We start from the raw sequence: 10,467 nt of genomic DNA on the forward strand, positions 1-10,467 counted from the left end.
GCGGCAGCGTCAGAGGTGTATAATAGACAGGTCGAGCACCGTATCGCGGCTGCCATCGGCGGCGATGCGGAACACCAGGCCCTTGCCGTCCTGCAACTCCTGGCTCACGTAGAGCAGGCCGTCCGGGTCGCGGGCCAGGGCGCTGACGTGGGGAATGTCCTCGAGCACTACCCGGTAGGTCCAGCCGGATACGGTGGCCGCCGGGGCGAAACGTTGCCAGCCGAGGAAGGCCAGGGCGATGAAGAGGACGCTACCGAGCAGGCAGGAGACTACTACGCCGCTCTGGCGCAATCGTTTGGTCAGCATTCGATGCACTCAAGGACAAAACTGCCATTTATAGCCATGGCAACGGAAAAAAGCGCGCAGATTTTCCCGGATCGATTGTGAAAAAAATGTTAGCTGGCAGTAACAGGGGATGTCGGAGCGACGCATGAAAAAGGGCCTTGCGGCCCTTCCCGGTGAAGCGTCAGTCGTTGTCCTGCTTGCCGATGGCCTGCAGCACGTACTGCGGCAGAGCAAACGCGCCCAGGTGGATATCGGCGTTGTAGTAGCGGGTGGCGATGCCGCTGTCGCGGAAGCGCTGGCGCAGCGTTTCCAGCGGAAGGCGACGCAGGCCTTCGCGAGTCGAGCCCCAGGCGAAGGTCATGGCGCCGCCGATATAGGTCGGCACCGCCGCCTGGTAGAAATGCCAGTCGGCGAACAGCCCGTCGGTACGTGCGGCGGTGGTGCGCACTTCCTCCAGTTGCATGAACGGCGTGCCGTTCTGGGTGACCAGGATGCCGCCCTCGTTCAGGCAGCGCCGGCAGGCCTGGTAGAAGTTCTCGGAGAACAGCACCTCGCCAGGGCCGATCGGGTCGGTGGAGTCGGAGATGATCACGTCGAAGCGTTCTTCCGTGGTAGCCACGAAGCGCATGCCGTCGTCGATCACCAGGTTCAGCCGCGGGTCGTCGAAGGCGCCCTGGGAGTGGTTGGGCAGGAACTCCTTGCACATGTCGACCACGGTGCCGTCGATCTCGACCATGGTGATCCGCTCGACGCTCTTGTGCTTGGCCACCTCGCGCAGCATGCCGCCGTCGCCACCGCCGATGATCAACACGCGCCGGGCCGCGCCGTGGGCGAGGATCGGCACGTGGGTGAGCATCTCGTGGTAGATGAACTCGTCGGCCTCGGTGGTCTGGATCACTCCGTCGAGCGCCATCACCCGGCCCATCCGGGCGTTTTCGAAAATCACCAGGTGCTGGTGCTCGGTGCGCACCTCATGCAGCATGTTGTCGATGCTGAAGCGCTGGCCGTAGCCCTGGTACAGAGTTTCCTGATAATCGCTCATGGGCCGGGATCTCCCTGGTAAGGCTGCAATCTGGCAGCGGGACTTGCCCGCGCCGCGAAGAAAGGCGCGCATTCTACGCTGGCGGCAATGACAGGTCGAACCCCGCCGGCGGATGGCGCCGGCTGCGCCGGACAGGTATCGTCTGCCCATGAGCCAGCCTACCTCTCCCCTCGTCCTGCACCTGCCCTACCAGTCGCCCTGGGAATGGCGCCAGTTCCACCAGCATTTCGCCCTGCGCCTGCTCGCCGGTGTCGAAAGCCTGGGCGACGACCACTATGCCCGCAGCTTCCGGGCCAACGGCCGCCCGGCCTGGTTCGAGGTGCGACCGCTGGCGGAACGCCAGGTCCTGGCGCTGAGCCTCAGCCCGTCCGCCCATGCCCTGGCCGCCGAACTCGAGGCACGGGTCCGCCGGATGTTCGACCTGGACAGCGACCCGGCCGCCATCGCCCGGCATTTCGCCGGGGATCCCCTGCTCGGCCCGCTGGTGGCCGCCAATCCGGGGCTGCGCCTGCCGGTGGCCTTCGACCCCTTCGAACAGGCGGTGCGCGCCATCGTCGGCCAGCAGGTCACGGTGAAGGCCGCGGTGACCATCACCGGGCGCCTGATCCAGCGCCTCGGCGAGCCGCTGGAAAATCTCGGCTACGACGGCATCAGCCACCTGTTCCCGACACCCGCCGCGCTGGCGCAAGCCAACCTCGACGGCATCGGCATGCCCGGCAAGCGGGTACAGACGCTGCAACGCTTCGCCGCGGCGATCGCCTCGGGAGAGCTGAGCCTGGACCTGGCGGACGGCCCCGAGGCGCTGGTGGAGCGCCTCTGCGCGTTGCCCGGCATCGGCCCCTGGACCGCCGAATACATAGCCCTGCGTGCCATGGGCGAAGCCGACGCCTTCCCCGCCGCCGACCTCGGCCTGCTGAAATCCACGGTCTGGGGGCCGCAAGGCATCGATGCGCGCAGCCTCAAGGCCCGCGCCGAGGCCTGGCGGCCTTGGCGCGCCTACGCCGCCATCCACCTGTGGCACCACTACGCCGCAGGCGGCTAGCGCCGCGGCGGGAGGCTACAGCCTGACGTTGCCGCGCGGGCCGGCGATGGCCCAGATGATCAGGCCGAGCACCGGCAGGACGATGATCACCAGGACCCAGATGATCTTCATCCCGGTTTCCGCAGCGCTTTTCAGGATGTTGACGATGGCCCAGATATCCAGGGCCAGGATGACCAGGCTGATCAGCCCGCTGAGGGTGGAACCCATGGCGCGATGCTCCCGAGCAAGAGTGTTCCCTCAGGATAGCCGGCGCGCTCACTCCACGACGATGTCGGCGAAGCTGGCCACCGTCGGATGGCCGTCCAGGCTGCCGCCTTCGCGGGCCAGGCCGAGCGTGCGCATGCCCGCGTCGCGCGCGGCATCCAGCTCCTGCAGCACGTCGGAAAGGAAAAGGATTTCCGCGGCCGGCAGGCCGATGGCCCCGGCGATCCGCGCATAGGAGGCGCTTTCCCGCTTCGGCCCGCTGGTAGTGTCGAAGTAGCCGGAAAACAGCGGGCCCAGGTCGCCGGCCTCGGAACAGCCGAAGATCAGCTTCTGCGCCTGGATCGAGCCGGAGGAATAGACGTACAGGTCCAGCCCACGGGCCTTCCACTCGCGCAGCGCCTGCACCGCGTCCGGGTAGACGTGGCCCTTCAATTGACCGTCGCGGTAGCCCTGGGCCCAGACCATGCCTTGCAGGGCCTTCAGCGGCGTCGCCTTGCGGTCCTCGGCGATCCATTGCAGGAGGATCGCGATCGCCCGCTCGACATCGGCGTCCGCCTCACCGCTCTCGGCACGCACCGCCGCCAGTTGCGCGGCTACCTCGGGCTCCCCGGCGTGTTCGCGGACGAAGTCCGGCAGGTGCCGGGCGGCATAGGGAAACAGCACGTCGAAAACGAAGCTGACCGCGCTGGTGGTGCCTTCGATGTCGGTGAGGATGGCTTTGATGGTCATGCGGACTCCGGATGAAACCGCCCCCGGCAGGACCGGGGGCGCGGATGGTGACGGATGGGACGGTGCCTCGCTCAGTCTTCCAGCAGGGGGAAGCGGCTGGCGATGTCGTCGCCGGTGAACTGGGCGACCCAGCCCTCCGGGTTGTTGAACAGGCGCACGGCGACGAAATGCGGGTGCTCGCCCATGTCGAACCAGTGGCGGGTGCCGGCCGGCACCGAGATCAGGTCGTTGCGCTCGCAGAGCACGGCGTAGACATGCTCCTCGATATGCAGGACGAACAGGCCGCGCCCGGCGACGAAGAAGCGCACCTCGTCTTCGCCATGGCGGTGCTCGTCGAGGAACTTGGCGCGCAATTCGGCCTTCTGCGGGTGGTCGCTGTTCAGGCTGACCACGTCCACGGTGATGTAGCCGCGCTCGCGCTTGAGCCGCTCGATCTCGTGGGCGTAGGCGGCGATCACCTCGTCCTGGCTGGCGCCGGCGGCGATCGGCGCGGCGGCTTCCCAGCGTTCGAAACGGACGCCGACCTCGGCCAGGGTCGAAGCGATGTCCTCGGCATGGGTCAGCAGCTTCAGCGGCTGCTCCGGCTGGTTCTCGTGATAGACGGTAAGGCTGCTCATCGGCTCAGACTCAGTACTTTCAGTTCACACTCGAACAGAAACTCGAAAGCTTCCACCTGACGCAGGGCATCGCTCATGCGCGCGCCCCAAGTGTACAGCCCGTGGCCGCGGATCAAATACCCCGGGCAGTGCGGATGCGCCTCCAGCCAGGGCTGCACGCGGCTGGCCAGGCGGGCGATGTCCTGGTCGTTGTCGAAGATCGGCACCTCGACCTGGCCTTCGTGGGTGGTGACCCCGGCGAAGGCCTTCTGCAGTTCGTAGTCCTGCAGCACCAGGCGGTCGCCGCGAACCAGGCGGGAAAGCACGGTGGCATTCACCGAGTGGGTATGCAGCACCGCGCCGATCGCCGGGTTCCAGGCATACAGCTGGGTGTGCAGGAGGGTCTCCGCCGAGGGTTTCTTGCCCGGTTCCAGGCTGTTGCCGGCCAGGTCGGTGACCAGCACGTCGTCGAAGCCCAACTGGCCCTTGTGCTTGCCCGAGACGGTGAGCAGCGCGCGCTGTTCGTCCAGGCGCGCGGAGTAGTTGCTGCTGGTTGCCGGCGACCAGCCGCGGCCGTAGAGGAACCGGCCGGCGTCGATGATCTGCTGGGTCAGCTGTTCACGGTTGTCGTTCATGCCCGCACCTCTTGCAAACGGGTACTGATGATAGCGGCTGCCAGCAAGGCTGCCAGGCTGGCGATGGCGAAGGTCCAGGCAGGGCCCAGGCTGTTCCAGCTATAGCCGGAATACAGCGCGCCCAGGGCTCCGCCGGTACCGGCCAGCGCAGCATACAGGGCCTGGCCCTGACCCTGCTGGCGCGGGCCGAAGCTACGCTGCACGAAATGGATGGCAGCCGCATGAAAACTGCCGAAGGTGGCGGCATGCAGCGTCTGGGCAAAGACCAGCAGCGCCAGGCTGTCGGCCAGGTTGCCGAGAAGCAGCCAGCGCAGCGACGCCAGCAGGAAGCTCGCGGCTAGCACCTGGCGCAGGCTGAAACGTTGCAGCAGGCGTGGCATGGCGAGGAACAACATGACCTCGGCGACCACCCCCAGCGCCCAGAGCAGACCGATCAGCGCCCGGCTGTAGCCCAGCGATTCCAGGTGCAGGGTCAGGAAGGTGTAGTACGGCCCATGGGACAGCTGCATCAGGCACACGCACAGGTAGAACGCCAGCACGCCCGGCTGGCGCAACTGGGCGAGGAAGCCGCCCTCGCCTTCGCGCGGTTCGCGATGGGCCGGCTGGGCATTGGGCACCCACCAGCTGCACAGCACGATGCCGAGCATGATACCCAGCAGCGTCGCCGGGTAGACATCCAGGCTCAGGCGCTCGAACAGCGCGCCGAGACCGACCACGGTGCAGATGAAACCGATCGAGCCCCACAGGCGAATCCGGCTGTAGCTGGCGCTGCGCTCGCGCAGATGGGCCAGGGTGATGACCTCGAACTGCGGTAGCACGGCATGCCAGAAGAACGCGTGCAACGCCATCACCAAGGCCAGCCAGGCGTAGCTGTGGCTGACGAAGATCAGCGAGAAGCCCAGCGCCGTGCATACCGCGCCGAAGCGCACGATGGCCAGGCGCTGGCCGCTGCGGTCGCCCAGCCAGCCCCACAGGTTGGGCGCGACGCAACGCATCAGCATGGGAATCGCCACCAGCTCGCCGATGCGCGGGCTGGGGAAGCCCAGGTGATGGAAATACAGGGCGAGGAACGGCGCCGTGGCGCCGAGCAGGCTGAAATAGAAGAAATAGAAGCTGGACAGGCGCCAGTAGGGAACCGCGCTGGTCACGATCCGCCGTTCACCCGTCCCGCACCGCGGCCTGCCACAGCCCTCACAGCTGCGGCAGGACCGGCGTGTCGACGCGCACGTCGGCGTTCTGCCCACGCTGGCGCAGCAACTGGTCGAGCAGGACGATGGCCATCATCGCCTCGGCGATCGGCGTGGCGCGGATGCCGACGCACGGGTCGTGACGGCCCTTGGTGATCATGTCCACCGGCTCGCCGGCGGTATCGATCGAGCGCCCGGGAGTGGTGATGCTGGAGGTCGGCTTCAGCGCCAGGTGGGCGACGATCGGCTGGCCGGAGGAGATCCCGCCGAGGATGCCGCCGGCATTGTTCGACAGGAAGCCTTGCGGGGTCAGTTCGTCGCGGTGCTCGGTACCGCGCTGGGCGATGCTGGCGAAGCCGGCGCCGATCTCCACGCCCTTCACCGCGTTGATGCTCATCAGCGCATGCGCCAGTTCGGCGTCCAGGCGGTCGAAGATCGGCTCGCCCAGGCCCGGCGGCACGCCTTCGGCAACCACGGTGATCTTCGCCCCGACCGAATCCTGGTCGCGGCGCAATTGGTCCATGTAGGCCTCCAGCTCCGGCACCTTGTCCGGGTCGGGGCTGAAGAAGGCATTCTGCTCGACGCTGTCCCAGCTCCTGAACGGAATCTCGATCGGCCCGAGCTGGCTCATGTAGCCGCGCACCTGGATGCCCAGGCCCGCCAGGTATTTCTTGGCGATAGCCCCGGCGGCCACGCGCATGGCGGTCTCGCGCGCCGAAGAACGGCCGCCGCCGCGGTAGTCGCGCACGCCGTACTTGTGGTGGTAGGTGTAGTCGGCGTGGGACGGGCGGAACAGGTCCTTGATCGCCGAGTAGTCCTTGGACTTCTGGTCGGTGTTGCGGATCAGCAGGCCGATCGGCGTGCCGGTGGTCTTGCCCTCGAACACCCCGGAAAGAATCTCCACCTCGTCGGCTTCCTGGCGCTGGGTGGTGTGCCGGCTGGTGCCGGGCTTGCGCCGGTCGAGGTCGCGTTGCAGGTCCCGGGCGGACAGTTCCAGCCCCGGGGGGCACCCATCGACGATGGCGACCAGCGCCGGGCCGTGGCTTTCGCCTGCGGTGGTGACGGTGAAGAGCTTGCCGTAGGTGTTGCCGGACATGCGAGGCTCCGCGTGAGGACGAGAGGGAAAGACAGCGGAGTATACCCGTCAAGGACGGGCCTGCGAACCTTCCCCGGAGGACGCGATCAAAGCGCTATCATCGGCCCATGAAGACCTCCATGCCGCGCGCCCTCCTCGCCCTGTTCTGCCTGCTCGCCAGCCTGGCCCACGCCGCTCCCAACAGCATCCTGCACCGCCCCTACGACCTGGACACCGGGCACGGCGTGCTGCGCGGCTCCTTGCTGCTGCCGCGCAGCGCCGTGCCGCCGCCGGTGGTCCTGCTGGTCGCCGGCTCCGGTCCCACCGACCGCGACGGCAACAACCCCTTCGGCGGCAACAACCGCTACCTGCTGCGTCTCGCCGAGGCCCTGGCCGAACGCGGAATCGCCAGCGTGCGCTACGACAAGCGGGGAGTCGCCCGCAGCCTGGCGGCGGCGCCGCGCGAGGAAGACCTCAGCGTCGGTGTCTATGTCGACGACGTGGTCGCCTGGAGCGAGCGGCTGGCCCGCGACCCGCGCTTCTCCCGGCTGATCCTGGTCGGCCATAGCGAAGGCGCGCTGATCGCCAGCCTGGCGGCGCCTCGCACGCCGGCCGAGGAATTGATCGCCATCGCCGGCAGCGGCCAACCCATCGACCGGGTGTTGCGCGAGCAACTGCGCGGTCGCCTGCCGCCGGCGCAACTGCGCCAGGCCGACTCGGTGCTGGCTTCGCTGAAGGCCGGCGAGACCCGCAGCGATATCCCGCCGGCGCTCTCCAGCCTGCTCCGACCCAGCGTGCAGCCGTACCTGATCTCGCTGTTCCGCGAAGACCCGGCCCGCGCGTTCGGCCGCCTGCGCATCCCGACCCTGATCGTCCAGGGCCGCAATGACATCCAGGTCGGCGTCGCCGACGCCAAGGCGCTCCAGCGGGCCAAGCCCGACTCGCAACTGGTGCTCATCGACGGCATGAACCACATCCTGCGGATCGCCCCGAGCACCGGTCTGCAGCAGCTTTCCGCCTACAACGACCCGAACCTGCCGCTGGCCCGGCAACTGGTCGAGGCGGTCAGCCGCTTCATCCTGCGCGGCGCAGACGCGGAAAAAGGCCGCTGAGCCGCTACAGAAATCGCTTCCCGCGCCGACAAGTTCTGAAAGCCGGCCCGTGAAGGCGGCCGGCCAGAGGATGTCCGATGATCGATAGCGATACCCAACCGGCCGCAGAAGAAGCCGAGAAGAAACCGCCGCACCCCTGGGCCGAACTGGCGCCGGAGCATTTCCGCCTGCTCCGCCTGGCGCCGCTGCCCACCGACCGCGCGACCGGCGCCCGCCCCCTGCGCTTCGTCCAGCTCGGCAGGGTCGAACGGCACAGCGCGGACCAGAGCCTGCTGCGCCTGAGCATCCAGGTGCCAGGCCTGATGCTGCGCAAGGAGCAGAACCTGCTGGAGGTCTGGGCCGATCATCGCAACAAGGAAGTGCGTTTCGGCTCGGACGCCGGGCTCAGCCTTGAACCCTTGAACCGCGGGCTGGGCCGTTTCCTGCTGGCCCAGGCGATCGCCTGGGCGCAACGACGCTGGGCACACTACAAGGTGGAAGGCGGCGCACTGGCGCTGAAGGATGGCCTGACCGAAGACGCACGCCTGCGCCGCGACCATTTCATCCGCGCCCAGGGCTTCGACGTCAGCTATGAGGACCAGCGGTTGCTCAAGGCCCGCTACAGCGCCGGCCGGGTCAGCGAGCTGCACAGCGATTGGCACAAGGACAAGGTGCAGATCGTGCCGCTGCTGGACGCCGCGGCGATGCTGGAACAGGCCGAGCAGACCCTGCAGGCCCAGGATGCGGAGATCCGCCAACTGGAACAGCGCATCAACCACTACCGCCGCGACGACACCAGCTTGCGCTTCACCATCGCCTGCCTGACCGCCTTCGCGGTGTTCCAGGCCGGCCTGCTGATCTGGATCGCCACTCACTGAACCGGCGGCACCAGCCGCCTCCGATCACTTTTCCAAGCGCGAACGGAACAGTTCCCGGTGCTCGCGGCACTGCGCGGCGGACAGCATGAACACCCCGTGGCCGCCGTGCTCGAACTCCAGCCAGGTGAAGTCCACTTCCGGATACAGCGCCTGCACATGGACCTCGCTGTTGCCCACCTCGACGATCAGCAGGCCTTTCTCGCTGAGGTGGTCGGCCGCCTCGGCGAGCATCCGTCGCACCAGGTCCAGGCCGTCGTCGCCGCAGGCCAGGCCGAGTTCAGGCTCATGATGGAACTCCGCCGGCATGTCGGCGAAATCCTCGGCATCCACGTAGGGCGGATTGGACACGATCAGGTCGAAGCGCTGGCCGGGAAGCCCGGCGAAACCGTCGCCCTGGACGGTGTAGACCCGCTCGCCGAGGTCGTGGCGCTCGATATTGACGTTGGCCACCTCCAGCGCATCAAAGGACAGGTCGGCGAGCACCACCTCCGCCTGCTCGAACGCATAGGCGCAGGCGATGCCGATGCAGCCGGAACCGGTGCAGAGGTCGAGGATTCGCGCCGGCTCGGCCGGCAGCCAGGGCGCGAAGCGCTGTTCGATAAGTTCGGCGATAGGCGAGCGCGGCACCAGCACGCGTTCGTCGACGCTGAAGGGAATCCCGCAGAACCAGGCTTCGCCCAGCAGGTAGGCCGCCGGAATCCGTTCCTCGATGCGCCGCCGGAGGATCTCCGCCAGCTCGGCGCGTTCATCGTCTTCCAGGCGACAATCCAGGTAGCTGTCAGAAATTTCCCAGGGAAGGTGCAGGGAGCCCAGAACCAGGTGGCGCGCCTCGTCCCAGGCATTGTCGGTGCCGTGACCGAAGAACAGGCCGGCGGCGTGGAAACGGCTGACTGCCCAGCGGATATAGTCGCGCAGGGTGAGCAGACGGGACTCGGACATGACGGAATTGCTCCTCGCAACGCACAAAAGGGCGACATTCTAGCCGATCGCGCCGGAGCTGGCCTCCAGCGCGGGAAGTCCATACCACTTTAGTGCGCATGCGGCAAAGGTTCACAGGCTCGCCGATAGGGGCCAGAATGAAAGGCATGTGCCTTCTCAGGAGTAGTGACATGCCTCATCCGCTCACCCTTTTGCAGATCAGCGGACGCGGCTACCCGCCAGCCCCCCTTCGGCAGAGCACCTTGCTGATCATCGATGCCCAGGAAGAGTACCGCAGCGGCGCCCTGCGCCTGCCAGGCCTCGACGCCGCCGCCGCGGAGATCGGCGTGCTGGTGCAGGCGGCCCGCGCCAGCGGTACGCCCATCGTGCATGTGCGCCACCTGGGTATCCAGGGCGGCCTGTTCGATCCGCAGGGTCCGCGCGGCCAGTTCCTCCCGGAACTGCAACCGGAAGCCGGGGAAAAGGTCGTGGAGAAACGCCTGCCCAATGCCTTCTCCGGCACCGAGCTGCACGACCTGCTGCAGAACCACGGCCGTCTCGACCTGATCGTCTGCGGTTTCATGACCCATTCCAGCGTCAGCACCACCGTGCGCGCGGCCAAGGACTACGGCTACCGCTGCACCCTCGCCGATAGCGCCTGCGCCACCCGCGACATACCCACCCTGAACGGCGGGGTCCTGAGCGCCGCGGACCTGCAACGCGCCGAGATCGCCGCCCTCGGCGACAACTTCGCGGCGATCGTCGCCCAGGCCCGGGAACTGCTC

At 67.5% G+C, this 10,467-nt stretch carries 13 protein-coding genes; 4 read left to right on the top strand and 9 right to left on the bottom strand.

Annotated elements, in window-relative coordinates; translation table 11 throughout:
• Nucleotides 1-9: 9 nt before the first annotated feature.
• Together FFS27_RS21025 and speE are read right to left on the bottom strand one after the other, a co-directional pair.
• Nucleotides 10-306, bottom strand: a complete 297-nt coding sequence (locus tag FFS27_RS21025; RefSeq protein WP_171019211.1) for a hypothetical protein — start codon at nucleotides 304-306, stop codon at nucleotides 10-12.
• Between the two features lie 160 nt (nucleotides 307-466).
• Nucleotides 467-1,327 (bottom strand): polyamine aminopropyltransferase, encoded by an 861-nt coding sequence (speE, locus tag FFS27_RS21030; RefSeq protein WP_003103196.1) that lies wholly within the window; start codon nucleotides 1,325-1,327, stop codon nucleotides 467-469.
• A gap of 148 nt (nucleotides 1,328-1,475) precedes the next feature.
• Between speE and FFS27_RS21035 the strand changes: the two genes are divergently transcribed.
• The gene (locus tag FFS27_RS21035; RefSeq protein ID WP_003087659.1) at nucleotides 1,476-2,369 is read left to right on the top strand and encodes a DNA-3-methyladenine glycosylase family protein; all 894 of its coding nucleotides are present in this window, start codon (nucleotides 1,476-1,478) and stop codon (nucleotides 2,367-2,369) included.
• Between the two features lie 15 nt (nucleotides 2,370-2,384).
• On the opposite strand, the gene FFS27_RS21040 is transcribed toward FFS27_RS21035, so the two are convergent.
• From FFS27_RS21040 to aroC, 6 genes are all read right to left on the bottom strand, one after another.
• Nucleotides 2,385-2,576: a PLDc N-terminal domain-containing protein gene (locus FFS27_RS21040; protein ID WP_003103184.1), complete on the bottom strand. Its 192-nt coding sequence runs from the start codon at nucleotides 2,574-2,576 to the stop codon at nucleotides 2,385-2,387.
• Nucleotides 2,577-2,624: 48 nt separating this feature from the next.
• Nucleotides 2,625-3,302 (bottom strand): acireductone synthase, encoded by a 678-nt coding sequence (gene mtnC / locus FFS27_RS21045; RefSeq protein WP_009314683.1) that lies wholly within the window; start codon nucleotides 3,300-3,302, stop codon nucleotides 2,625-2,627.
• 71 nt (nucleotides 3,303-3,373) lie between these two features.
• The gene (locus FFS27_RS21050) at nucleotides 3,374-3,919 is read right to left on the bottom strand and encodes a 1,2-dihydroxy-3-keto-5-methylthiopentene dioxygenase (RefSeq protein WP_003087656.1); all 546 of its coding nucleotides are present in this window, start codon (nucleotides 3,917-3,919) and stop codon (nucleotides 3,374-3,376) included.
• Nucleotides 3,916-4,533: a methylthioribulose 1-phosphate dehydratase gene (locus FFS27_RS21055; protein WP_003087655.1), complete on the bottom strand. Its 618-nt coding sequence runs from the start codon at nucleotides 4,531-4,533 to the stop codon at nucleotides 3,916-3,918. The genes FFS27_RS21050 and FFS27_RS21055 overlap by 4 nt, the downstream gene beginning before the upstream one ends.
• The gene (locus FFS27_RS21060) at nucleotides 4,530-5,681 is read right to left on the bottom strand and encodes an MFS transporter (protein WP_003087654.1); all 1,152 of its coding nucleotides are present in this window, start codon (nucleotides 5,679-5,681) and stop codon (nucleotides 4,530-4,532) included. The genes FFS27_RS21055 and FFS27_RS21060 overlap by 4 nt, the downstream gene beginning before the upstream one ends.
• A 43-nt stretch (nucleotides 5,682-5,724) precedes the next feature.
• Nucleotides 5,725-6,816: a chorismate synthase gene (gene aroC, locus FFS27_RS21065; protein ID WP_137952187.1), complete on the bottom strand. Its 1,092-nt coding sequence runs from the start codon at nucleotides 6,814-6,816 to the stop codon at nucleotides 5,725-5,727.
• Between the two features lie 107 nt (nucleotides 6,817-6,923).
• On the opposite strand from aroC, the gene FFS27_RS21070 reads away from it, so the two are divergent.
• Both FFS27_RS21070 and FFS27_RS21075 read left to right on the top strand, forming a co-directional pair.
• Nucleotides 6,924-7,907, top strand: coding sequence for an alpha/beta hydrolase (locus tag FFS27_RS21070; protein WP_009876218.1), 984 nt, complete (start codon nucleotides 6,924-6,926; stop codon nucleotides 7,905-7,907).
• A 77-nt stretch (nucleotides 7,908-7,984) separates the two neighbouring features.
• On the top strand, nucleotides 7,985-8,764 hold the full coding sequence (locus FFS27_RS21075) for a hypothetical protein (protein ID WP_003087649.1): 780 nt from the start codon (nucleotides 7,985-7,987) through the stop codon (nucleotides 8,762-8,764).
• Nucleotides 8,765-8,788: 24 nt separating this feature from the next.
• Here FFS27_RS21075 and prmB read toward each other — a convergent pair whose 3' ends face one another.
• The gene (gene prmB / locus FFS27_RS21080; protein ID WP_003087648.1) at nucleotides 8,789-9,703 is read right to left on the bottom strand and encodes a 50S ribosomal protein L3 N(5)-glutamine methyltransferase; all 915 of its coding nucleotides are present in this window, start codon (nucleotides 9,701-9,703) and stop codon (nucleotides 8,789-8,791) included.
• 170 nt (nucleotides 9,704-9,873) lie between these two features.
• On the opposite strand from prmB, the gene FFS27_RS21085 reads away from it, so the two are divergent.
• A partial coding sequence (locus FFS27_RS21085; RefSeq protein WP_003103179.1) for a cysteine hydrolase family protein occupies nucleotides 9,874-10,467 on the top strand: 594 nt, incomplete at its 3' end.

This window comes from Pseudomonas sp. 2VD (assembly GCF_005503585.1).
Lineage (GTDB): Bacteria > Pseudomonadota > Gammaproteobacteria > Pseudomonadales > Pseudomonadaceae > Pseudomonas > Pseudomonas aeruginosa.